Origin of the sequence: Pseudomonas sp. CG7 (assembly GCF_023701885.1) — a bacterium.
Classification (GTDB): domain Bacteria; phylum Pseudomonadota; class Gammaproteobacteria; order Pseudomonadales; family Pseudomonadaceae; genus Aquipseudomonas; species Aquipseudomonas zanjanensis.
Genome location: NZ_JABAEE010000050.1, coordinates 1 through 23,580, shown reverse-complemented (window position 1 = coordinate 23,580; position 23,580 = coordinate 1). Strand labels below are relative to the sequence as shown.

The window sequence follows — 23,580 nt, the reverse complement described above, 5'->3', positions numbered from 1 at the left end:
TTCCTGTATTGAAGAGTTTTTGCCATGCTTAAATTTTCAGCCCACGAGTACCCTTATCCGTCGCAGCGCCAGAGCGTTTTCGCCCGTCGGGGCATGGTCGCCGCGTCCCAACCCCTGGCGGCCCAGGCGGGCATCGAGATCATGCAAAAAGGCGGCAACGCCATCGACGCCGCCATCGCCACGGCGGCGGCGCTGACGGTGGTGGAGCCCACGGGCTGCGGGATCGGTGGTGACGCCTTCGCGCTGGTCTGGTGCAAGGGCCAACTGCATGGCCTCAACGGCAACGGCCATGCGCCGGCGGCCTTGAGCATCGAGGCGGTCAAGGCCGCTGGCCATGAAAAAATGCCGGTCTATGGCTGGACACCCGTGACGGTCCCGGGCTGCCCATCTGCCTGGGCCGAGCTGTCCCGACGCTTTGGCAAGCTGCCCTTCGCCGAGCTGCTGCAACCGGCCATCAGCCTGGCCCGGGACGGCTTTGCGCTGTCGCCGGTGGTTGCCCATCAATGGCAGATCGCTGTGAACGAGTTCGCACCCCATCGGGACGCCGTGCTGGACGCCTGGTTCGAGACGTTCCTGATCGACGGCCGGGCGCCACGGGCCGGGGAGATCTTTCGCAACCCGGCCCAGGCGCGCACGCTCCAGGAGCTGGCCGACACCGCCTGCGAAAGCCTTTATCGCGGTGCCTTGGCTGAGCGCCTGGACGCTCACTCCCGGGCCGGCGGCGGCTACCTGCGCGCCTCGGACCTCAAGGATTATCGCGCCCAGTGGGTCGACCCTATACACGTCAATTACCGAGGCGTGGATGTCTGGGAAATCCCGCCGAGCGGGCAGGGCCTGGTGGCCTTGATGGCCCTGAAGATTCTGGAAGGCTTCGACTTTGATCAGCGCGACAGCCAACAGACCTGGCATCGTCAATTGGAAGCGATGAAATTGGCCTACAGCGACGGCCTGCACTACATCACCGACCCCCTGCACATGCGCGTGGCGGTGACTGACCTGCTCAGCGATGACTACAGCGCCCATCGCAGAGGGCAGATTGGCGAGCAGGCCCAACCGCCCGCGCCCGGCGACCCCCACGCCAGCGGCACGGTGTACCTGGCGACCGCGGATGGCGAGGGCAACATGGTCTCGTTCATCCAGAGCAACTACCACGGGTTCGGCTCCGGCGTGGTGCTGCCCGACAGCGGCATCGCCTTGCAGAACCGTGGGCAGGAATTCAGCCTCGACCCGAGCCACGCCAACTGCCTGGCCCCAGGCAAGAAGACCTTCCACACCATCATTCCCGGATTCCTTACCCGCGATGGCGAGGCCCTTGGCCCCTTCGGCGTGATGGGCGGCTACATGCAGCCCCAGGGACATGTGCAGATGGTCATGAACCTGGTGGATTTCGGCCTGAACCCGCAAGCGGCCCTCGACGCTCCGCGCTGGCAATGGCTGGGCGACATGAAGGTCGGGATCGAGCACGGGGCTTCACGGGACCTGGCCAATGCCCTGGCGCGCAGGGGGCATGAGGTTCAGATCGCCAGTGACCTGACCGACTATGGTCGCGGCCAGATCATCCTGCGCGACCCAGTCAGCGGTGTGCTGTGCGGTGGGACCGAACCCCGGGCGGATTCGCATATTGCGGTGTGGTGATGAACGTGGGCAAACGGGTTTCACTCATCGGCCATTCCTGAGTGGACATTGATGACGACCTTGCCCTTGGCGCGTCCTTGTTCGACGTAGCTCAAGGCATCGGCCGTCACCTCGAAAGGGAAGGCTCGGTCAATCACCGGCTTGAGGCTACCTGACTCGACGAGCGTGCTGATCTCGCGCAGTTGAGCGCCACTGGCGCGCATGAACACGAAGGCGTAATTCACACCTTTTCGGCGGGCCTTGCGGCGGATGCCACTGCTCAACAGGCCCATGATCAGCCGCAGCGGCCAGGAAAATCCCTGGGCCTGGGCGAACTGCGGGGAGGGTGGTCCGGAGATGGAAATGAGCTGGCCGCCGGGCTTGAGGATCTTCAGCGACTTCTCCAGTTCATCGGCGCCCAGGCTGTTCAATACGACGTCATAGTCCTGCAGGACGCTGAAGAAATCCTGCTGCTTGTAATCGATGACAACGTCAGCTCCCAGCGCTTTGACCCAAGGCACATTGGTGGTGCTGGTGGTGGTCGCAACGAAGGCACCGAGGTGTTTGGCAAGCTGGATGGCGAGGGTGCCGACGCACCCTGAACCGGCTTGGATAAAGACCTTTTGCCCTTTCTTCAATCCCGCGGTTTCCACCAATACCTGCCAGGCCGTCAGGGCGACCAAGGGCAGGGCGGCGGCGTCTTCCATGTTGAGGTTTGCCGGTTTCAGGGCCAGGGCATTTTCGTTCACTGCAATTTGCTCGGCAAAGGTGCCGATGTGCCCATCCGGGGCGCGGGCATAGACTTCATCGCCCGGCTTGAACTGATGGACACGGGATCCCACGCGCACCACGACTCCGGCCACGTCATGCCCCAAGGCCAACGGAAACGGATAGGGCAAGATCAGTTTGAATTCGCCTTTGCGGATCTTCGAATCCAGGAGGTTGACGCTGGCGGCGTGGACGCGGACCAGAACGTCGTGGTCAGCCACTTCAGGGGCCGGTACCTCGCCGATACGGCCACTGTGCTTGCCGTAGCGGTCGATTAGAAATGCCTTCATGGTGCTTGGTTCTCATAAGGGTCAGCAGGCTGGCCAGCCATCGAGGCATCCGGCGCGTTCCTTCGCGCCGGCGCCCGCTTGACGTCGATCACGCCAGGTCTTGATAGCGCTCGGCGACCTGGGACTGCTTGATTTGCCCGAGCAGGCCTTGGCGCGCCGCCTGCAAGGCATCCCAGCGCGCCTCTTCCTGCAAGGGTGGGATGGTGACCGGCTCGCGACGATCGAAACCGACCAGCGCGGCATCGACCAGGTCAGCGACTTCCATGATTTCGTTCAAGGTGTTGATGTCGATGCCCGCGCGTTCCCAGATCTCGGTGCGAGTGGCCGCAGGCAGGACAGCTTGAACGTAGACGCCTTTCGGGGAGAGTTCCAGGCTGAGGCCTTGGGAGAGAAACAACACGAACGCCTTGGTCGCGCCGTAGACGGACATGCCGAACTCCGGTGCCAGGCCCACGACGGAGCCGATGTTGATGATCGCACCGTCACCCGCCTGGACCAGGCGTGGGGCGATGGCGCTGGCCAGCCGGACCAGCGCGGTGGTGTTGAGCGACACGAGGTGCGCGACGCTGTCGGTCGACTGTTCGATGAAGCTGCCGGACTGGGCGGCACCGGCGTTATTGACTAGGATGCCGATGCTGGCGTCGTCCCGTAGGCGAGCTTCGACGGTGGTCAGGTCGCTGATCTGGGTGAGGTCGGCCTGGAGAATGTCGACGGCAACGTTGTGCTCGCTGCGCAGCTTGGCGGCCAGCGCTTCCAAGCGCGCGCTGTCGCGGGCCACCAGGATCAGGTCATGTCCGCGTTGGGCAAAGCGCTGGGCATAGACAGCGCCGATGCCGGTGGAGGCGCCAGTGATGAGAACGGTTGTGCGAGTGTCCATGGGTAATTCTCTTTTTCAGGGGAAGTTAGCGCGCTGTTTTCCAGGTGCGCCGATGGGTTCTGGTCAGGATTACCGCGCGCTGGATTCAGCGAGCGTCGGGTAGTCGATGTAGCCCGCCGCACCGCCGCCGTAGAGCGTGGCGGGATTGAAGGCCGACAATGGCGAGCCGGTCTTGAGCCGCTCGACCAAGTCCGGGTTGCCGATGAACGGCCGGCCGAAAGCGATCAGGTCAGCCTGGTCTTCAACGAGACGCGCGGTGGCCAGGTCCAGGTCGTAGCCGTTGTTGGCGATGTAGGTGTTCCTGAAGCGCTGGCGCAATGAGCCAAAGTCGAAGGGGGCAACGTCGCGCGGCCCACCTGTCGCGCCTTCAACCACGTGCAGATAAACGATGTCCAAGGCGTTGAGCTGATCGACCAGGTAGTCGAACTGGGCCTGGGGCGCGCTGCTGGACACGCCATTGGCCGGCGAGACGGGCGAGAGGCGCAGGCCGGTGCGTTCGGCCCCGATTTCTTCCACGACGGCTGCGGTCACTTCCAGCAGCAGGCGAGCACGATTTTCAATCGAGCCGCCATAGGCATCGGTGCGCACGTTGGCGCCGTCCTTGAGGAACTGGTCCAGCAGATAACCGTTCGCGCCGTGGATCTCTACGCCATCAAATCCCGCCGCGATGGCGTTCGCCGCCGCCTGGCGAAAATCGTTGACGATCCCCGGTAACTCATCGATGTCCAACGCTCGCGGTTCGGAAACGTCCTCGAAACGGTTGTTGACGAACACCTTGGTCGCCGGACGCAAGGCGGAGGGGGCGACTGGGGCGGCGCCGTTTTCTTGCAGGTCGACGTGGGAAACCCGGCCGACATGCCACAGTTGCAGGAATATCCGCCCACCTTTGGTATGCACGGCATCGGTGACTTTGCGCCAGCCGTCGATCTGCGCCGGCGTGTAGATCCCAGGCGTGTCCTGATAGCCCTGGCCTTGCCGGGAAATCTGTGACGCCTCGGAGATCAGCAGGCCGGCGGACGCACGGTGGCTGTAGTAAGTGGCCGCGAACTCGCTCGGTACAAAACCTTGCCCCGCGCGGTTACGTGTCAGCGGTGCCAGGACCACTCGATTGGACAGTGTGAGATTACCCAACGTGTAGGGCGTGAACAGGTTCTGGTCGGTCATGGTGTCTTGTTTCCGTATGTTTGGAGAAGCGTTGTGGGCAGCTTGCCGACGCGAGCGGGGCTTTTCATTAGGATGATGACCGAAATCTAAACTGTCAACGAATTTGATTATGCTCGACATCTATGTATGATGTGAGCATGATTTCGAGCAGCACGAGGGAGTGAAAAATGCGCGTAACCAAGGCCCAGGCCCAGGCCAATCGGGAGCACATCGTCGAGACGGCCTCTGTCCTGTTTCGTGAGCGAGGCTTTGACGGCGTGGGTGTGGCGGATCTGATGGCGGCCGCCGGGTTCACCCATGGCGGTTTCTACAAACATTTCGGTTCCAAGGCCGACCTGATGGCCGAAGCGGCCGCGAACGGCCTGGCGCAATCGCTGACCAACAATGTGGGTATCGGCGTGCCTGAGTTCGTCAATGTCTATGTGTCCAGGGAGCACCGTGACGCCCCCGGCGGCGGTTGCACCATGGCGGCGCTGTGCGGGGATGCTGCCCGTCAACCGCCCGAGCTGAAGGCGACCTTTGCCAACGGCATCGAAAACACGCTGGCGGCGCTCGAAAGCCAGTACGACACCGGGCAAGAGGCGCCGCAGCTAGAGGTGAGGGCGAAGATGCTCGACATGTTGGCCCATGCCGTCGGCGCGATCATGTTGTCGCGGTCCTGCCCGGACGATTCCGCCCTGGCCGATGAAATCCTCGAGGTGTGCCGCGCCCGGATCATCGCGTCGTTGCCGCCAGCACCCGCGCAGCAGCCTGCCGTGGACACCGAATCATAAGCACCCGAGATCAATGTGGGAGCCGAGCTTGCTCGCGATGACGGCGGCACATACAACTTCAATGCAGCCTGACCCACCGCTATCGCGAGCAAGCTCAGCTCCCACAGGGATTGGAGTGATCATGATGCTGTTCACTTAAGCAAAAAGGTGCATCTCTGGCCACAGGTTGCCGACGGCCTTATAGCGATGCCCTGACCACCAGCGGGCAATCCACCGGTTGAGGGCCCGATACCTCAAGGGTCTCGATCAGGTGCCGGGCCGCCTGGCGACCGATCTCGTAGTAAGGCAGTTGCACCGTGGTCAATGGCGGCATGAACAGTTCGGCGATGCCGATCATGTTGTCATAGCCGAGCACCGCGACATCGCCGGGAATTTTCAAACCGCGGCCCAACAGCCATTGATAGGCACAAAAGGCGATGCGGTCGTTGCCGCAGACCAGGATATCGAATTGCGGACGGCCGTCGACGATATGCCGGTCGAGAATCGCGGCGGTTTCACCGTAGGCATCGTGATCGGAAAGATCGTATTGCAGGAGTGCATCCGGCGCCAGCCCGAAGGCCTGGCAGGCGCGTTGCAGGCCTTGCTGACGCAGGCGCCAGGCCACACTTTTCCTGGGCAAATTGATGCACAGCGGGCGCCGGTAGCCTTGGCTCAACGCATGATGCACGGCGCGATATTGCCCGGCTTCATCATCCGGCACATAGCTGACCAACTGGTGGTCATCGGCCAGGCAATTGGCGAGCACCAGCGGTTTGCGCTTGAGTCGCTCGGGAATGCTCACCTGGCGCAAGCCCATGGCGCTGAAGATCAAGCCATCGGGACGGTGCGACAGCATCAGGTCGATGTTCTGGTCGGTGGGCGGGTTGCTCAGCAGGTTGAGGATGAACACATTCCAGCCCGCCTGCTGCGCGGTCTGCTCGATGGACAGCAGCAACTCGACGGCGAACGGCGTGGTCGCGGTGTCCAGTGCGAACACCCCGATGGTGCGTGCTTGCAGGTTGTCGCCGCGCATCCGGCGCGCCGACAGGCTCGGTACGAATTGCAGTTCATCGATGGCGCGACGGACCCGCTCGAGGGTTTCGGGGCTCAGTTTTTCCGGCGTGTTGAGCGCTCGCGAAACCGTCATCAGGGATACGCCGGCCAGCTGTGCAACGTCTTTCACGGAAGTCATGCGAAGTGCGGCCAGTCAGGTTGACGCCGAATCATGCCACAGCGCCCGCGCTTCTCGCGACTCGGATGACGTGACTCATAGCCAACCCGAGCCCAGCGGCCAGGCGTTGGCAATGGCGACGCGCCCGCCAGTGCCATTGGCCAACAATTTCACCCCGAGGCTGTCGGGCCGGGGATAGAGGCGACTGCTGAGGCTGAAACGGCCATTGTCCTCGAACACCTCGATGGACGAGCGATCGAGAAACACCCGCAGGTGCAGTTGTGTGTGTGTCGGCGCTATCGGCACGCTGCGCTGGCCGCTCACTTGCGCACCCGAGCGGCTGCGATCGAGCACCAAGCGTTGCAGGGTCGCGTCGTAGTAAAGCAGCGTCTGTTCCCGCTCATCGGCACTGCAGCGCAAGGCGATGCCCAGTTGGCCTTCGCTGCAACCGAGCAGATCCAGGTGCACATGGATTTCCAACCGGTCGCCTGTCACCTGCGGCACCCAGCGGCTGCCCGACTCGCCCCATGGCGCGACGCTCGGCAACGGCGCCTGGCGCAGCGCCGTCAGCTCTCGCGCCGGAAACACGCCAAGGCGATCGCCCTGCAATTCCAGCTCGCGGGGCAAACCGAGCATGCCGCACCAGTGATGGGCCTGGCTCGGCATCGGGCTTTCCCACATATCCAGCCAGGCCCATACCAGGCGCCGACCGTCGGCGGCCACCAGCGTTTGCGCGGCGTAGAAGTCGTGACCGTTATCCAGCTCGATGAACGGCCCGCCGCTGAAGTGCCAGTCGCTGTCGAGCTGGCCAATGCGATAACCGGTCTGGTACTTGTTGAGCCGTTCATAACCTTCGGGCTTCATGCCTTGCGGGGAATACAGCAGCACATCGCGTCCGTCCAGGCGAAACAGATCCGGGCATTCCCACATGTAGCCATCGTCCTCATTGCCGCTGGACACGTAGGCGAGAAATTCCCAGGTGTGCAGATCGGCGGAGCGGTACAGCGGCAGCAGCGGCGTGTCGCCCAGGCGTGCGCCAGCAATCAGGTACCAATAGCCGTCTTCCTGCCAGACCTTGGGGTCGCGAAAATGCATGATTGCCGCTTGCGGGGCGTGCTCGATGACGGCGCCATGCTTGACGAACCGGACGCCGTCGACACTGGTGGCCAGGCACTGGACCTGGCGGATGAAGCGTTCGTCACCGACGTCTCCCAACCAGGTGTGCCCGGTGTAGATTAGCGCCAGGGTGTCGCCACATACCACCGCGCTACCGGAAAAACAGCCGTCGCGGTCGAAGTCGTCGCCGGGTGCCAGGGCAATGGGCAGGTGCTGCCAATGGACCAGGTCGGCGCTCTTGGCATGGCCCCAGTACATCGGGCCCCATTTGGCGTCGAAGGGGTGGTGTTGGTAGAACACGTGGTACTCGCCACGAAAGAACACCACCCCGTTAGGGTCGTTCATCCAACCCGTTGGCGGGGCCAGGTGATAGTCGGGTCGATAGTCATGGATCAGGTGAGGCAGGTTATCGATCAGGGCCTGCTGGGCCCTTTCGAGAGAGGCTGGCATTGGGTTGTTCATGTTCTTCAAGGACAAGGTCATAGGGCGCCCGCAGATGCCGGGCGTGGAGCGACGCCAGCAGGCAGGCTGTCGATGGTGCGGCGCTTCAACGCCGTGCCGTGGGCGTCGAATACATGCAGGTTGTCGATATCCAGTTGCAGCTCGACCCGGTCACCCACCCGCCATCCGGCGTTGACCTCGCAACGACAGACCATGGGCTCGTCCTGGCCAGTGTCGAGGTGCACATAGGTTTCACTGCCCAGGTATTCGACCGCGCTCACCACGAGGCCGGTCGCTCCCTGTGCCGCCTTGAGGGAGAGATGTTCCGGGCGAATCCCCAGGCTCAGTTGCATATTCGCCGCCAGGCCCGAGCTGTCGACGGGCAGCGACGTCATGCCCAGCACCAGGCTTTCCACCTGGCTGGTTTCGCCCGGCGTATGCAGGAACGCGGCAATGAAATTCATCCGGGGTGACCCGAGGAAGCCGGCGACAAAACGGCTGGCCGGACGCTCGTAGAGTTCCCGTGGCGAGCCGACCTGCTCGATGCGACCGCCATTGAGCACGACAATCTTGTCGGCTAAAGTCATCGCTTCGACTTGGTCGTGGGTCACGTAGATCATCGTCGAACCCAGTCGCCCATGCAGCCGGGCGATTTCGTTGCGCATCTGCACGCGCAGGGAGGCGTCGAGATTGGAAAGCGGCTCGTCGAACAACAGAATGTCCGGCTCCCGCGCCATGGCCCGGCCCATGGCCACGCGCTGGCGCTGGCCGCCCGACAGTTCCCTTGGCTTGCGTTGCAGCAGCTTGTCCAACTGCAGGATTTGCGCGGTTTTCAACACCCGCTCGCGCAGGCTGGTCTTTTCCGTCTTGGCCAACTTGAGGCCAAAGCTGATGTTGTCGTAGACGCTCATGTGCGGGTACAGCGCATAGGACTGGAACACCATGCCGACGCCACGCTCGCGCGGCTCCAGGTCGTTGACCCGGCGACCGTCGATCAGCAGGGCGCCGCCACAGATCGAATCCCGCCCGGCGATCAGGCGCAGCAGGGGCGACTTTCCGCAGCCCGAAGGGCCGACGAAGACCACGCACTCACCGGCCGAGATTTCCAGGCTGACGTCACGAAGAATGCGCGCGCCGCCCAATTGTTTGTTCACGTTGTCCAGCTTCAACTTGATCACGATGCGGTTCCTTTCTTATTTGTGTTGGGCCTCAACCCTTTAACGCACCGGCAGTGAGGCCGGAAACGATGCGGCGCTGGAAGATCAGCACCAGAATCACCAAGGGCACCGTGCCCAGCCCCGACGCCGCCCTCAACAGGCCCCAGGGCAACTCATGGGGGCTGCCGCCGGAAATCAGTGCGATGGCCACCGGGACCGTGCGTTGCGAGTCGGGCAGGGTGAAGGTCAGGGCAAACAGGAACTCGTTCCACGCGGCGATGAAAGCCAAGAGGCCAGTGGTGACCAGTGCCGGCCAGAGCAGCGGCAACAGCACGCGGGTCAGGGTGATCCAGGGTGAGGCACCGTCCATGATCGCGGCCTCTTCCAGCTCATGGGGCAGTTGCCCCATGAAGGTGGTCAACACCCAGACGGTGAAGGGCAGGGTGAAAATCGTGTAGCTCAGGATCAACGCCCAAGAGGTGTTGTACAGGCCCAGGAAACGGATCACCTCGAACAGTCCCGACAGCACCGCGACTTGAGGAAACATCGAAACGCCCAAGACCATCATCAACACCGGACCGCGCCCGCGAAACTTCACCCGACCCAAGGCATAAGCGGCGGTCAGGCTGAGGAACACCGCCAGGCTGACCACGCACAGCGCCACCACCAGCGAGTTGCCGATGGCCCGCAGGAACGAGGCCTGGTTGAGCACGGCGGCATAGGTGGATAAGTCGGGATTGTTGATCCAGTAGCTCACCTGGAACAGGGCACTGGACGGCTTCAGGGACGTGACGATGGCGTAGTAGAACGGGAAGACCGCATACACCAGCAAGATTCCGATCATGCACCAGAACCCGAGGCGCAACAGGGCTTTTTTCAGCAACCGCAGGCTCATGAGCGCACCTCCAGCTGACGGCGTCCGAGGTACAGATAAGCCATGGCGATCACCGCGACGACCAGGAACAGCAAGGTCGAGGCGGCGCTGCCGTAACCGACGTCCTGGAATTCCACCAGGTGCTGGCGGGCATACACCGACATGCTCATGGTGCTCGACGAGTTCGAGGTCAACACATAGATAACGTCGAAGACCCGCAGGGAATCGAGGATGCGAAAGATCGCTGCCACCAACAACGCCGGCATCAACAGCGGCAGGGTGACCCGCCAGAACACTTTCACCGGGTGAATGCCATCGACCCGGGCGGCTTCGTAGCAATCGTTGGGCAGCATTTGCAAAGCCGCCAACATCAGCAGGGTAACGAACGGCACGGTCTTCCAGACGTCGACGATGATCACCGCCCACATCGACAGGTCCGCGTCGGCGGTCCAGGCCAGGGGCGCGTCGATCAGGCCGAGGCCGAGCATCAGGTGATTGATGATGCCGAACTGGTCGTTGAGCATCCATGACCAGATTTTCGCCGAGACGATGGTCGGGATCGCCCAGGGAATCAGGATCAACGCCCGCACCAACGCGCGTCCGTTGAACTGGACGTTCAGCAGCAGCGCCACCAGCAGCCCCAGGACCATTTCCAATCCCACCGACACCACGGTGAAATGCAAGGTGTTGCGCACCGCATTCCACCACTGTGGATCGACCAGGATGCCTGACCAGGCGGAACCGCTATAAAACAGGTAGTTGCTCAAGCCGACAAAGGTCGCGTCGCCGGTGTCGGCCAGGCTGGCGTCGGTCAGGCTGAACCAGAACGTGCGCAATAGCGGCCAGGCGGCCACCAGGGCCAGGCACAGCAGCATCGGGGCCAGGAACAGCCAGGCGGCGCGAACGCGACGGCGTTGTACCGGCGTTTCCCGGGTGAGCAGGTACTCGTCGTCAGGGGCGAGTGTGGTGGAGGCAGACATGGTGATTTCCTTCCTTGTGGCTTACCAGTTCCGGCGTTTGATTCGTGTGAGTTCGCTTTCCAGCTCGGCCAGGGCCTGATCCACCGGCCGCTCGCCCGCCAGCACGCCATGCACTTGATCGAAGAACGCGTTGGAGACCCGTGGATAGCGGTCGGCGGTGATCGAGGCGGGGCGCATGACCCCATCGTTGAGAATGCTGTGCAGTTGGCTGTAGTAAGGCATGGCCGCGAGCAACTCGGGATCCTGGTAGAGCGACTCGATCACTGGGTTATAGGCGCCTACCAGGGCGCGGTGTTTCTGCTGTTGGGCGCTGCTCAGGTAGCTCACCAGTTCGGCGGCGAGCTTGGGGTTGGCGCTGTAGCGCGACACCGCCAGGCCCCAGCCGCCGAGTGTGGAGGCGTGGGTGCCCGTCGCGCCGCCGCGGGGCAGGGGCGCGACGCCGACCTTGTCCTTCACGGCGCTGTCCTGGCTTTGCACCAGGGCCCAGACATAGGGCCAGTTACGCATGAACAGTGCATTGCCCGACTGGAACACACCGCGTCCTTCTTCCTCGGTGTAATTGAGCACGCCACGGGGGGCGATGTCGCCGACCCAGCTTTTGGCCAAGGTCAACGCCGCCCTTGAGGCCTGGCTGTTGACCACGATGTCGCCTTGGGCGTTGACCAGTCCGCCTTGCGGTTGACTGCTGATCCACTCCAAGGCATTGCACGTCAGGCCTTCATAGGCGCGTCCCTGGAACACATAACCCCAGGCGTTGGCGTTCCCGGCATCGCGCTCGGCTTGCTGGACAGCCCTGGCGGTCGTGGTCATTTCTTCCCAGGTCTGGGGCACGGGCTTGTTGTATTTCTCGAGCAAGTCCTTGCGGTAATACAGCAGCCCCGAGTCGGTGAACCACGGCATGGTGACCAGGCGCCCGTTCACCGTGGCGTTGTCCACCTGGGCCTGGAAATACCCTTGGGTGGCGTCGGCAGGCAGCACTTCGCGCAGGTCCATCAAGTGTTTGGCCAGCATGCCCGGCCACACCATGTCGATCTGGATGATGTCGATATCGCTGGATTGTGCGCTGAGGATCTGCTGGTAGAACGACAGCCGCTCGGTCGCCGAGTTAGGCGTGGACACTACCTCGACGCTGTTGCCGGTCTGCTTCGACCAGGCCTCGACAGCCTCCTTGCACAGTTGCAATTCCGCGCCCACGGCCCCGCAGGAAATCGTCAGGTTGGCGGCCATCGACAGGGTTGGAAAGCCGACGCAAAGGCCGAGCAACGCCGCTGGAAGGAGCGATTTGAGCTGTTTCATAAAGCCCTCTTTATTTTTGTTTTTAGAAAAGTTAACGTTAACATCGCCAAATGTAGCAGTGTATTTGCGCTGAGGCATCCTTTTTTTCCTTCGGTTAGACAATTCATGACCTGGGCGAAAAAGGCCGTTCGCGGCAACAGAACAATAAAAACAAAACAGGGAAAATCCACATGCAGAAAGCATCAAGCTGGCTACTCGCAAGCGTGCTCGGCGTCTCGGCGACCACTTCTCAGGCCGCGACGCTGGAAGAGCGCATGGCCGCGTTCGAGGCCCGTGCCAGCGCAGCCGAAAAACGTGCCGCCGCCGCCGAACAGCAAACCCAGGCACTCGCCAGGGAATTGCAGCAAATCAAACTCGCCACGCCACCGGATGTCGCCGCCGTTGCGACGCCAACGGTCGATGCCCGCCTGGCAAAACTCGAGGCCAGTCAGCAAGGCACGGAAAAGCCGGGCAGTGGCGCACACCTCACCGACGGCTTCAGCTTCAAGGGCTACGCCCGTTCCGGCTTGCTGATCAACGATGGGTTGGGCGGCGGTCGTGGCGGTCCGTACACCACCCCGGCCGGTTCTGTCGGCGGCGCCGTCGGGCGACTCGGTAACGAGGACGACACCTACATGCGCATCGACTTGTCGAAAGAGCTGTATGCGCAGAACGGCACCCGCTCCAAATTCACGGTGTCCATCGCCGATGGCGTGGAGAGTTCCAACGACTGGACCGCCGAGGAAAGCAACCTGAACGTGCGCCAGGTGTTCACCGAACTCGATCACCTGGCGGCATTCAAGGGCAGTTCGATGTTCGAAAACTCCACCTTGTGGGCCGGCAAGCGTTTCGACAGGGACAACTTCGACATTCACTGGCTGGACTCGGACGTGGTCTATCTGGCCGGCACTGGCGGCGGCATCTATGACATACAGATGACTAAGGACTGGCGCTCGAACTACTCGTTGATCGGTCGTAACTACGGGGATTTCAGCGAGGGCGGCGTCAATGCCGATGTGGAAAGCTACATCCTGACCTCCAATCAGTTTTTCGACGGCGGGCAGTGGCAGTGGATGTTCAACGCCATCGGCTCGAAGAAAAACGACGTCGGCACCCGCGTCAACGAAGCAGGGCTGACGCCGGCCGATTCCGGCTTGCACAGCATGGTCGCCAATCACCAGAAAAACTTCTTCGGCCGCGAAGGCTTCTTCAAGACGGCGCTGCTCTATGGTCAGGGGTTGGGGGCGGAGGTCAAGAATGTCGGCGCCGACGGCGAACTGATCGACGACGCCCGTGCCCTGCGTCTGGCGCTGTACGGCGAGACGCCGCTGGCGCCCAACTGGCGCATCGGCCCGAGCCTGCTGGCCGAGCAAAGCAAGGACCGTTACGTCAAGGGCGACGACTACCGCTGGATGACCCTCAACGTGCGGTTGGCCAACGAGATCAACAGCAATTTCGAGATGGCCTACGAGATGAGTTGGCAAACCATGCAGCTCGACCCCAAGGGCTACCTGCAACGTAATGCGGTCGACGGCAACTTCTGGAAATTCACCGTTGCCCCGACTTTCAAGCCCGACTTGGGCGATCTGCTCACCCGCCCTGAGCTGCGCCTGTTCGCCAGCGTCATGAACTGGTCGTCGGACCTGGACAGGTACAGCACCACGGACGCCTTCGGCAAGACCGACTTCAACGCCGGCGGCACCTGGCAGTACGGCATCCAGATGGAAACCTGGTTCTGAGGCCAGTCAGTTGGGACCTGTGGGAGCGAGCCTGCTCGCGAAAGCGGAGGGCCAGCTTGCACTGATGTTGGATGTGCTGACGCCTTCGCGAGCAAGCCCGCTCCCACAGGTTTTGCGGTACACATGAATTTTGAGCCTGCTGAAGATCCATTGTGGGAGCGAGCCTGCTCGCGATAGCGGAGGGTCAGCTTGCAGTGATGTTGGATGTGCTGACGCCTTCGCGAGCAAGCTCGCTCCCACAGGTTTTGCGGTACACATGAATTTTGAGCCTGCTGAAGATCCATTGTGGGAGCGAGCTTGCTCGCGATAGCGGTGGGTCAGCCTGGGCAGATATTGGATGGGCCGTCGTCATCGCGAGCAGGCTCGCTCCCACAGGTGTTGCGGTATACATGAATTTTGTGCCTGCTGAAGATCCATTGTGGGAGCGAGCCTGCTCGCGATAGCGGTGGGTCAGCTTGCAGTGATGTTGGATGTGCTGACGCTTTCGCGAGCAGGCTCGCTCCCACATGGGGTTTTGCTGTTACCCCGCATGCCAACCCAACTGACGTGAAATCTGTTGGGTGGCTTGCATCAGTTGCTTGACGTAGTCCTGCTTCAACTCTTCCCGGAAGCGAAAGCACGGGAATGAAACGCTCATCCCGCCGATCACGTGGCCGAAACGGTCGCGGATTGGCGCGGCCAGGCAACGCATGTTGTCTTCGAATTCTTCATGGTCCTCGGCATAGCCTTGCTGGCGAACGGTCTCCAGTTCCAGCAGATACGCCTCGACGCTGGTCAGGGTGTTGGCGGTGCGGCGCTCGAAGCTTTCCAGCGCCAGGTGGGCGAGCAGTTCGTCTTCTTCGAGCCAGGCCATCAGCACCTTGCCGATGCCGGTGCAGTACAACGGCGCCCGCCGGCCGATCCGCGAGTACATGCGCAGGTTGTACTTGGAGTCGATCTTGTGCACGTAGACGATGCTGCCTTCGTCGAGAATCCCCAGGTGCACGGTCTCGCCCGTCAGCTCGTTGATCCTGCGCATTCCGGGCTCCGCTTCTCGGACGATGTCCAGGTGGGGCAGGGCCTGGGCACCCAATTCGAACAGCCGGACGCTGAGGCGATAACGATCCTCGGCGTCCTGCACCACATACCCACGGGCCTTGAGCGACTGGAGGAAGCGATAGACCGTGGCCTTGGACATGTCCAGCTTGGTGGCGATTTCCGACACGCCGCTTTCTTCCGGATGCTCGGCCAGTGCCTCGAGCACGGCCATGGTCCGGCCCACCGCCGACACCAGATCGTTGTTTGGAATGACGCTGTTGTCCATGAAGGCTCCAACGTGAAAGTAAAACCCAAGGATATACGCTAGCAGAACAAAACGCTGTTTCATTTTTCCTTGACGAGGGCGGAAATCTGACTAGACTCGGGCCTTGAGATAAAAATGAAACGCCGTTTTAAAAATAAAGAAAAGGCGCGTAATGATGGATTTGACGCATAACCATGGCTCCGAGACCCGCTTCACTCGCCCGCTGAAGGTGGTGCTGGTGGGGGAATGCATGATCGAGATGCGCGGTGAGCCGGGCGCCGCGATCACGCAGACGTTCGGTGGCGATACGCTCAACACCGCGGTCTACCTGGCCCGATTGAATCCCCGTGGCGCTGTGGCCGTGGACTACATGACGGCCGTGGGCAACGATGCGTTCAGCGTCGCCATGGGCCGCTCCTGGCTGGCCGAAGGGATCGGTGACGCCCATGTCCGCGTGATCGAAGATGCGCTGCCCGGGCTGTATTTCATCCAGACCGATCCACACGGCGAGCGGCGTTTCCACTACTGGCGCGGGGAAGCGGCGGCGCGACGCATGTTCGAAGGCCCCGAGGCCGACACCATGCTCGAGGCACTGGCCGACTACGACTACGCCTACCTGAGCGGCATCAGCCTGGCGATCCTCACGCCAGCAGGGCGCCAACGCTTGATCGACGCCGTGCACCTGGCCCGCCGGGCCGGCACGCGCATCGTCTTCGACAACAACTACCGTCCCCACCTTTGGCCCGATCCTGAAACCGCCCGGCAGGCCTACCGCGACCTGTTGCACCTGACCGACCTGGCCCTGGTCACCTGGGAAGATGACGCGGCACTGTTCGGCTATCGCGACCCGGAGGCCTTGTTCAGTGCCTATGCAGAGGTGGGCGTGCGCGAAGTCGCCCTCAAGCGTGGCGCCGCCAGTTGCTTGGTCCAGTGCCCGCCGGGGCGTTTCGACGTGCCCGCGCAAACCGTTTCCCATGTCGTCGACACCACCGCTGCCGGTGATTCGTTCAGCGCCGCCTACCTGGCCTGCCGCCTGCGCGGCGGCGATCCGGAGCAGGCCGCCCGCTGGGGTCATCGCCTGGCGGCCCAGGTCGTCCAATACCGGGGTGCGCTGATTCCCCACGCAGCGATGCCGAACATGGGCGCGTCCTCACTTCCTTCTGTTGCACAGGTCTGATTTATGAAAATCGTTGAAGCGCGCGTCATCGTCACCTGTCCGGGCCGCAACCTGGTCACTTTGAAGATCGTCACCGATGAAGGCATTTACGGCATCGGCGATGCCACCTTGAATGGCCGCGAACTGGCGGTGGTCGCTTACCTGGAAGAGCACGTCCTGCCCGCGTTGATCGGCCGCGATGCCCACCGCATCGAGGACATCTGGCAGTACCTGTATCGCGGCGCTTACTGGCGTCGGGGGCCGGTGACCATGACCGCTATCGCGGCCGTCGACGTGGCGCTGTGGGACATTAAGGCCAAGGCCGCGAATATGCCCTTGTACCAACTGCTCGGCGGCAAGAGCCGCGAGCGGGTGATGGTCTATGGGCACGCCACCGGCAAGGACATCGAAGGCTGCCTGGACGAAGTCGCCCGCCACGTCGAGCTGGGCTACAAAGCCGTGCGTGTGCAATGCGGCGTGCCCGGCATTGCCACCACCTACGGGGTCGCCAAGCGCAGCGGCGAGCGTTATGAACCGGCCGACAGCGACCTGCCCGCCGAACACGTGTGGGACACCGCCAAATACCTCAACTACGTGCCCAAGCTGTTCGCCGCCGTGCGCGAGCGCTTTGGTGATGACCTGCACATTCTTCACGACGTGCACCACCGCCTGACCCCCATCGAGGCCGGGCGCCTGGGCAAAGCCGTGGAACCGTACAACCTGTTCTGGCTGGAAGACTGCACGCCAGCGGAGAACCAGCAGAGCTTCCGGCTGATTCGCCAGCACACCACCACGCCGCTGGCCGTGGGCGAGGTGTTCAATTCCATCCATGACTGCCGCGAGTTGATCCAGGAGCAGTTGATCGACTACATCCGCACGACCCTGGTGCATGCCGGCGGCATTACCCATGTGCGGCGTATTGCCGATTTCGCCGCGCTGTTCCAGGTGCGCACGGGCTTTCACGGCGCCACCGACCTGTCGCCGGTGTGCATGGGCGCGGCCCTGCATTTCGATACCTGGGTGCCCAACTTCGGCATCCAGGAACACATGCCTCACGAAGAACGTATCGATGAAGTGTTCCCCCATGCCTATCGCTTCGAGGACGGCCACTTCACTCCGGGCGAAACACCGGGGCATGGCGTCGACATCGATGAAGACCTTGCCCGCCAATACCCCTACAAACGCGCCAGCCTGCCGGTCAACCGTCTCGAAGACGGCACGCTCTGGCATTGGTAAAGCAGTTCCAACCCTTTGAGGAAACGGGGCGAAAACGTCCCGCCAGGAGTGACCCGATGAAAGCGTTCCAGGTAAGAGCACCCTTCGAGTTCGGGCTGGCCCAGGTCGACCGACCCGAGGTCGCCCAAGGCGAGGTCCAGGTCGATGTGGCGTATGCCGGCATCTGTGGCTCGGACATGCACATCATTCATGGGCAGAACGCATTCGTGCGTTTCCCCCGGGTCACCGGTCATGAGTTCTCCGGGGTGATCCGGCAAGTCGGTGAAGGCGTCGAGCACCTGCAGGTGGGCGACCGGGTGTGCATCGATCCGGTGATCAGTTGCGGCACCTGTTACCCCTGCCGCATTGGCCGGCCCAACGTCTGCACGCGGCTGCAAGTGATCGGCGTGCACCGCGACGGTGGCTTCAGCGAACAGGTCTGCGTACCGGCCGAGAACGCCCATCGCCTGCCCGATTCGATGTCCCTCAGCCACGGCGCCTTGGTCGAACCTTATTCCATTGCCCTGAACGTGCTTGATCGGATGCAGCCGCAACCGGGCGACAGCGTGTTGATCTACGGTGCCGGGGTGATCGGCCTGACCCTGGTGCAGATGGCCAAGGCGTTGGGATTGACCGACATCACCGTCACCGATGTCATCGACAGCCGCCTGGAGACGGCGCGAGCGCTGGGCGCCAGCCGGACCCTCAACGGCCAGCAAGTCGATGTCGAAGCGCTGATGCTTGAGCACACTCAAGGCGAAGGCGTGCCGTTGATTGTCGATGCCGCCTGCATACCGGTACTGATGCCGCAGATGGTGCGCCTGGCCTCGCCGGCCGGGCGTATCGGATTGCTGGGCTTCAATGCCACGCCCAGTGATCTGGTGCAGTTGGAAATGATCAAGAAGGAACTGACCCTGGTGGGCTCACGGCTCAACAATCGCAAATTCCCGCAGGTGATCGAACTGATCGCCAGTGGCAAGTTGCAGGTCCAGGACCTGATCAGCCATCGCGTCACCTTCGACGAAATGCCCGGCGCCATCGACCTGATCGAACAGCACCCCGAGCAAACCCGAAAAGTGCTGGTGGAGCTGACGAACGCCCATCACTGAGCCGTCGCTACCACCGGTTTCACCGTGCCTGTCATGGGCACCCTCACCGAATAAACACAACAAGCGGGAGGTTCCACCATGTTTGGTCAAGGACGTAGCTTAATCATCATCATGCAGTTCCTGGCCGGGGTCATCAATTACCTCGACCGGTCGGCATTGTCTGTGGCGGCGCCTTTCATCCAGAAGGACTACGGTCTGAGCACGGGTGAGATGGGCATGATCTTCAGCAGCTTCTTCGTCGGCTATGCCGCCTTCAACTTCATCGGTGGCTGGGCCGCCGACCGTTACGGCGCCAAGACCACGTTGCTGTTGGCCATGGTCTTGTGGTCGCTGTTCAGCGGCCTTACGGTGCTGACGGTGGGCTTCGCTTCACTGGTGCTTATCCGGATTTTGTTCGGCATGGGCGAAGGACCGTTGAGCGTCACCACCAGCAAGATGGTGAACAACTGGTACACCCCCAAGCGCAGGGCGCGGGCCATCGGCGCATCGATGTCCGGTACGCCGCTGGGTGGCGCGATTTCCGGCCCGGTGGTGGGTTTCATTGCCGTCACCTACGGCTGGAAGGTGTCGTTCATTATCATCATGCTCGTCGGCCTGATCTGGGCGGCCGTGTGGTACAAGTTCGTCAAGGAGCGGCCAGAAGGAGAGGGCGCCGACGATATTCTCCAGGCCGAGGGCCAAAGCGAGCTGGCGGCACAACCGGTGTTCCCGCTGCGGTTCTACCTCAAGCAGCCCACGGTGCTGTTCACCTCCCTGGCGTTCTTTTCCTATAACTACACCTTGTTCTTTTTCCTGACCTGGTTCCCCAGCTACCTGACCATGGCCCACGGCCTGAACGTCAAGGACATGAGCATCGCCACGGTCATTCCCTGGGTGCTGGGTTTCCTCGGCCTGGCCCTGGGCGGCTTCATCTCCGACTTCGTGTTCAAGAAAACCGGAAAAATGATGTTCTCCCGCAAAGTGGTGCTGGTGACATGCCTGCTGGCCTGCGCCGTTTGCATCGCCTGTGCCGGGATGGGCAGTACCTTGTATCCGGCGGTGATTCTGGTCGCCTTGGCCGTGTTCTTCCTGTACCTCACCGGCGCCATCTACTGGGCGATCATCCAGGACACCGTCCCGGCGGCGCGAGTGGGTGGCGTCAGTGGTTTCATGCACTTCCTGGCGAACACTTCGGGCATTGTCGGCCCGACCCTGACGGGCTTCCTGGTGCAGTTCACCGGTTCGTTCACCAGTGCCTTCCTGCTGGCGGGGCTGTTGACCGTGATCGGTGCCGTGTGTGTGGCGCGCTACGTTAAACCGCTGTCGGTGGCGGATACCGGCCACGCGGCGGCGCAAAGCCCGCAAGCCGCTTCGGCCTTGGGCCGTTCCTGAACAGAAGGAGTGAGTCGATGCCTGTTGTGAACCGTGTACCTAGCACCGGCACTGCAACGCAGATCGGTATCGTGCACTTGGGCCTGGGGGCGTTTCATCGCGCGCACCAGGCGGTCTACCTGCAACGCCACCTCAATCGCCATGGCGAAAGCGATTGGGGCGTGTGCAGCGCCAACCTGCGCTCCAATCGCATTTTGGTCGAGCAGTTGCGCACACAGGACGGTCGCTACCACGTGGCCGAGTACCGCGACCGCGAGCAGGTGACGCTGCGCGAGATCGGGGTGTTGCGCCAGGCCTTGTTCGTGGGCGAGGGCGGCCAGGAACTGGAGCAGTTGCTGCAACGCATGGCCGCGCCGCAAACGCGGATTGTCACGCTCACCGTCACCGAAAAAGGCTACTGCCTGAGCCCGTCATCCGGGCAGATGCGCCCCGAAGACCCGCCGATTGCCCATGACATCGCCCATCCACACACGCCGCGCTCGGCCCCCGGCATTGTCCTGGAAGCCCTGCGCCGCCGTCGCGCCGCAGGCGTCCCGGCCTTCACGGTGTTGTGCTGTGACAACATGCCCGACAACGGCCAGCGCACCCGCCAGGCGGTGAGCGCATTGGCGGCGTTGCAGGATGAGGCGCTGGCGCAGTGGATCGAGCAACAGGTGGCCTTTCCCAGTTGCATGGTCGACCGCATCGTGCCGGCCATGGACGACGAATCCTTCCGCCGGCTGGAACAGCAACTCGACTGTCACGACCGTGCGGCAGTGGTCAGCGAAAGCTTCAGTCAATGGGTGGTCGAGGACCACTTTCCCCTCGGCCGCCCGGACTGGGAAGTGGAAGGCGTGCAGATGGTGGAAGATGTGCGTCCGTTTGAAACGATGAAGCTGCGCATGCTCAATGGCAGCCATTCATTGCTGGCCTACGTGGGGCTGCTGGCCGGCCATGAGTCGGTCTTCGAGGCCGTCAGCGACGTGAGGCTGGCGCGCCTCATCGGGCGCTACATGGCCGAGGAAGCCACGCCGACCCTGGACATGCCGGCCGGCATCGATCTTTCGGTCTATGCCAACGACCTTCTGGCGCGCTTTGCCAACGACAGCCTGCAACATCGCTTGCGCCAGATCGCCATGGACGGCTCGCAGAAACTGCCGCAACGCTGGCTACTCGGCGCGCAGCAATTGCTCGACCAAGGGCGCGGCATCGACTGCACCGCCTTGGGCATCGCGGCATGGATCCACTACTGCACGCAGCCGTTACCCGGTCGTCCGGCCCATGTGGTTGACGACCCGCTGAGCGCAACCTTTGCCGACCTTGCTGGACGCTTCGAGGGCGCCTCGCGGGTGAATGCCGTTCTCGATCTGCAGGAAGTCTTCCCGCCGCCGCTCTCGGCTCGCCCAGCATTTCGCGACGCCGTGCACCGCGCCTACGACGCCTTGACGCGCGATGGCGTGGATAGCCTGTTGCACACCCTTGCCGCATCCAACTGATAAAAAGGAGAAGAAACATGGAACAGACATGGCGTTGGTTTGGCCCCAAGGACCCGATCTCCCTGGCGGACATTCGCCAGACCGGAGCGACCGGTATCGTCACCGCGCTGCACGAAATCCCCAATGGCCAAGTGTGGCCGGTGGACGCCATCGCGGCGCGCAAGGAGATGATCGACACGGCCGGCTTGAGCTGGTCGGTGGTGGAAAGCATTCCGGTGCACGAAGACATCAAGCGCGGCTGCGGGCGACGCGACGAGTACATCGCCAACTACCAGCAAAGCGTGCGCAACCTGGCGAGCTGCGGCATCGATATCGTCTGCTACAACTTCATGCCGGTGCTGGACTGGACCCGTACCGACTTGTCCTTTGAGCTGGCGGATGGCGGCTGGGCCTTGCGTTTCGATCAGACCGCGTTTGCCGCCTTCGACCTGTACATCCTCCAGCGCCCGGGGGCGCAGGCCGAATACAGCGCCGAGGATATCCAGCAGGCCAAGGCCTATTTCGAACAGCTAACGCCAGCCCGGCGCGAAACCCTGGTCAACACCCTGATCGCGGGCTTGCCCGGCGCCGAGGAGCACTACAGCCTGGACAACTTCCGGGACTTGCTGCGCACCTACGCCGACATCGACGAGGCCACGTTGCGCGAACACCTGGGATATTTCCTGCGCGCGGTGATCCCGGTTGCCGAGGAGGTGGGCGTGCGCATGGCGATCCACCCGGACGACCCGCCCCGGACACTGCTCGGCTTGCCGCGCATCCTCTCCACCGCCGAAGACGCCCAATGGCTGCTGGACGCCGCGCCCAGCCCGGCCAATGGCCTGACGTTCTGCACCGGCTCCTATGGCGTGCGTGAAGACAACGACTTGGTGGCGATGGCCAAGCACTTTGCGCCGCGCATTTACTTCACCCACCTGCGCTCAACCCGCCGGGAAAGCGACCCACGCAGCTTCCATGAGGCTCATCACCTGGACGGCGACGTCGACATGGTCGGGGTCATCAGTGCCTTGGTGGCCGAAGAGCGCCGACGTGAACGCGAAGGCGGCCCGCGCTTGCCGTTGCGCCCGGACCATGGGCATCAACTGCTCGACGACCAGCACCGCAAAAGCAACCCCGGCTACTCCCTGATCGGCCGCCTTAAAGGCCTGGCGGAAATCCGCGGGGTTGAACTGGCCGTGCGCCGGCAGCTGGACCGAGTAGCACACTAATCCTGTGGCGAGGGAGCTTGCTCCCGCTGGGCTGCGCAGCAGCCCTAAAACCCGGCACCTCGGTGCATCAGGTCGATCGCATTCAGGCGGTTTGGGGTCGCTACGCAACCCAGCGGGAGCAAGCTCCCTCGCCACGGGAGGTAAACTCCTGAGAAATGCTCGGGCTACCGCAATACCCTGTGGGAGCGAGCTTGCTCGCTATAGCGTCGGATCAGTTGTATCGATGTGGACTGACCCACCGCCATCGCGAGCAAGCTCGCTCCCATAATGGCTCAGCCTTCGAGCCCGCGCCGCTCGATCACGCCGAACACATCCGCGACATCCTGCACCAGGATCCGCGCGACATTGGTGATGGTGTTGAGGTCGCTGGCCGCTGAATCACGCAGGCTGCTGCAAGCCACCAAGGTCAGGTAGTCGAGCGTGGCGTGCAGGCGCTCGCTGGCACAGGCATGGAGTTCGGGGAGTGGGGCTTGGGTGTCGATCAGCAGGACGGGATGGGTGGTGGCGGTTTGGGTCAGGGGCTGTCGCTTAGACCCATCTCCGCGCCCA

Annotated in this window: 20 protein-coding genes; 9 read left to right on the top strand and 11 right to left on the bottom strand. The window is 62.6% G+C overall.

Going from position 1 to position 23,580, the window contains the following annotated elements; translation table 11 throughout:
- The first annotated feature begins 24 nt into the window (after positions 1-24).
- The gene (locus HGO40_RS19665; protein ID WP_250964380.1) at positions 25-1,635 is read left to right on the top strand and encodes a gamma-glutamyltransferase family protein; all 1,611 of its coding nucleotides are present in this window, start codon (positions 25-27) and stop codon (positions 1,633-1,635) included.
- A gap of 20 nt (positions 1,636-1,655) precedes the next feature.
- On the opposite strand, the gene HGO40_RS19660 is transcribed toward HGO40_RS19665, so the two are convergent.
- The 3 genes from HGO40_RS19660 to HGO40_RS19650 all read right to left on the bottom strand — a co-directional run bounded on the left by HGO40_RS19660 (position 1,656) and on the right by HGO40_RS19650 (position 4,713).
- Positions 1,656-2,672, bottom strand: coding sequence for an NADP-dependent oxidoreductase (locus HGO40_RS19660; protein WP_250964379.1), 1,017 nt, complete (start codon positions 2,670-2,672; stop codon positions 1,656-1,658).
- Positions 2,673-2,760: 88 nt separating this feature from the next.
- Positions 2,761-3,549: an SDR family NAD(P)-dependent oxidoreductase gene (locus tag HGO40_RS19655; protein ID WP_250964378.1), complete on the bottom strand. Its 789-nt coding sequence runs from the start codon at positions 3,547-3,549 to the stop codon at positions 2,761-2,763.
- Between the two features lie 69 nt (positions 3,550-3,618).
- Positions 3,619-4,713 (bottom strand): alkene reductase, encoded by a 1,095-nt coding sequence (locus HGO40_RS19650; protein WP_250964377.1) that lies wholly within the window; start codon positions 4,711-4,713, stop codon positions 3,619-3,621.
- A gap of 167 nt (positions 4,714-4,880) precedes the next feature.
- Here HGO40_RS19650 and HGO40_RS19645 point away from each other — a divergent pair, with 167 nt between their 5' ends.
- Positions 4,881-5,486, top strand: a complete 606-nt coding sequence (locus HGO40_RS19645; RefSeq protein WP_250964376.1) for a TetR/AcrR family transcriptional regulator — start codon at positions 4,881-4,883, stop codon at positions 5,484-5,486.
- A 178-nt stretch (positions 5,487-5,664) separates the two neighbouring features.
- Here HGO40_RS19645 and HGO40_RS19640 read toward each other — a convergent pair whose 3' ends face one another.
- From HGO40_RS19640 to HGO40_RS19615, 6 genes are all read right to left on the bottom strand, one after another.
- On the bottom strand, positions 5,665-6,657 hold the full coding sequence (locus HGO40_RS19640; protein WP_186705885.1) for a LacI family DNA-binding transcriptional regulator: 993 nt from the start codon (positions 6,655-6,657) through the stop codon (positions 5,665-5,667).
- A 75-nt stretch (positions 6,658-6,732) separates the two neighbouring features.
- Positions 6,733-8,235: a glycoside hydrolase family 32 protein gene (locus HGO40_RS19635; RefSeq protein ID WP_250964375.1), complete on the bottom strand. Its 1,503-nt coding sequence runs from the start codon at positions 8,233-8,235 to the stop codon at positions 6,733-6,735.
- Entirely contained in the window at positions 8,232-9,371 is a 1,140-nt protein-coding gene (locus HGO40_RS19630; RefSeq protein ID WP_250964374.1) for an ABC transporter ATP-binding protein, read from the bottom strand. The genes HGO40_RS19635 and HGO40_RS19630 overlap by 4 nt, the downstream gene beginning before the upstream one ends.
- A 31-nt stretch (positions 9,372-9,402) precedes the next feature.
- Entirely contained in the window at positions 9,403-10,245 is an 843-nt protein-coding gene (locus tag HGO40_RS19625) for a carbohydrate ABC transporter permease (protein WP_250964373.1), read from the bottom strand.
- Positions 10,242-11,204: a carbohydrate ABC transporter permease gene (locus HGO40_RS19620; RefSeq protein ID WP_250964372.1), complete on the bottom strand. Its 963-nt coding sequence runs from the start codon at positions 11,202-11,204 to the stop codon at positions 10,242-10,244. The genes HGO40_RS19625 and HGO40_RS19620 overlap by 4 nt, the downstream gene beginning before the upstream one ends.
- A gap of 21 nt (positions 11,205-11,225) precedes the next feature.
- Positions 11,226-12,500 (bottom strand): ABC transporter substrate-binding protein, encoded by a 1,275-nt coding sequence (locus tag HGO40_RS19615; protein WP_250964371.1) that lies wholly within the window; start codon positions 12,498-12,500, stop codon positions 11,226-11,228.
- Positions 12,501-12,670: 170 nt separating this feature from the next.
- On the opposite strand from HGO40_RS19615, the gene HGO40_RS19610 reads away from it, so the two are divergent.
- Positions 12,671-14,218 carry a carbohydrate porin gene (locus HGO40_RS19610; RefSeq protein ID WP_250964370.1) on the top strand — a complete coding sequence of 516 codons (1,548 nt, stop codon included), beginning with the start codon at positions 12,671-12,673 and terminating at the stop codon, positions 14,216-14,218.
- A 520-nt stretch (positions 14,219-14,738) separates the two neighbouring features.
- On the opposite strand, the gene kdgR is transcribed toward HGO40_RS19610, so the two are convergent.
- Complete coding sequence (gene kdgR / locus HGO40_RS19605; protein ID WP_250964369.1) at positions 14,739-15,521, bottom strand: DNA-binding transcriptional regulator KdgR; 783 nt, start codon at positions 15,519-15,521, stop codon at positions 14,739-14,741.
- Between the two features lie 154 nt (positions 15,522-15,675).
- Between kdgR and HGO40_RS19600 the strand changes: the two genes are divergently transcribed.
- From HGO40_RS19600 to uxuA, 6 genes are all read left to right on the top strand, one after another.
- Complete coding sequence (locus tag HGO40_RS19600; RefSeq protein WP_250964368.1) at positions 15,676-16,677, top strand: sugar kinase; 1,002 nt, start codon at positions 15,676-15,678, stop codon at positions 16,675-16,677.
- Positions 16,678-16,680: 3 nt separating this feature from the next.
- Positions 16,681-17,892: a D-mannonate dehydratase ManD gene (gene manD / locus HGO40_RS19595; RefSeq protein WP_186631641.1), complete on the top strand. Its 1,212-nt coding sequence runs from the start codon at positions 16,681-16,683 to the stop codon at positions 17,890-17,892.
- Positions 17,893-17,948: 56 nt separating this feature from the next.
- Positions 17,949-18,980, top strand: a complete 1,032-nt coding sequence (locus HGO40_RS19590) for a Zn-dependent oxidoreductase (protein ID WP_250964367.1) — start codon at positions 17,949-17,951, stop codon at positions 18,978-18,980.
- Between the two features lie 78 nt (positions 18,981-19,058).
- Positions 19,059-20,351, top strand: a complete 1,293-nt coding sequence (locus HGO40_RS19585; RefSeq protein WP_250964366.1) for an MFS transporter — start codon at positions 19,059-19,061, stop codon at positions 20,349-20,351.
- Positions 20,352-20,368: 17 nt separating this feature from the next.
- Entirely contained in the window at positions 20,369-21,826 is a 1,458-nt protein-coding gene (locus tag HGO40_RS19580; RefSeq protein WP_250964365.1) for a mannitol dehydrogenase family protein, read from the top strand.
- A 17-nt stretch (positions 21,827-21,843) separates the two neighbouring features.
- Positions 21,844-23,031 (top strand): mannonate dehydratase, encoded by a 1,188-nt coding sequence (gene uxuA, locus HGO40_RS19575; protein WP_250964364.1) that lies wholly within the window; start codon positions 21,844-21,846, stop codon positions 23,029-23,031.
- A gap of 272 nt (positions 23,032-23,303) precedes the next feature.
- Here uxuA and HGO40_RS19570 read toward each other — a convergent pair whose 3' ends face one another.
- The gene (locus HGO40_RS19570) at positions 23,304-23,549 is read right to left on the bottom strand and encodes a fructose-bisphosphate aldolase (protein ID WP_250964400.1); all 246 of its coding nucleotides are present in this window, start codon (positions 23,547-23,549) and stop codon (positions 23,304-23,306) included.
- Positions 23,550-23,580 lie beyond the last annotated feature (31 nt).